At 42.9% G+C, this 301-nt stretch carries 1 protein-coding gene; it reads left to right on the forward strand.

Annotated features, from left to right (window positions below; genetic code table 11):
• Positions 1-13: 13 nt before the first annotated feature.
• Positions 14-301 (forward strand): DUF1700 domain-containing protein (locus C1G53_RS06420; protein WP_153046665.1); only part of this gene is annotated, 288 nt, incomplete at its 3' end.

Here is a 301-nt window from a genome sequence, read left to right on the forward strand (position 1 = left end):
GGGAGCGTCCGCCATGACAAGAACTGAATATATGGAGCAGTTAGAAAAATATCTCAAAAAACTGCCCCACAAAGAATACTTTGAAGCCATCAGCTTCTTTAATGAGTATTTTGACGAGGTTGGACCAGAGCGTGAAACAGAAATTATAGAAGAACTTGGTTCCCCAAAAGAAGCTGCCAGCGAACTCATTAACAACATGCTCAACAAGCAAATCCAGGAGGAGAAGGATCAACAAGAACCTATTCAACTCAACTGGAAACTCTGGGTTGGTCTGGGAGCCTTAAGTATGACAGGTCTCTTC

Origin of the sequence: Streptococcus suis (genome assembly GCF_002960445.1) — a bacterium.
Taxonomy (GTDB): Bacteria; Bacillota; Bacilli; order Lactobacillales; family Streptococcaceae; genus Streptococcus; species Streptococcus hyiners.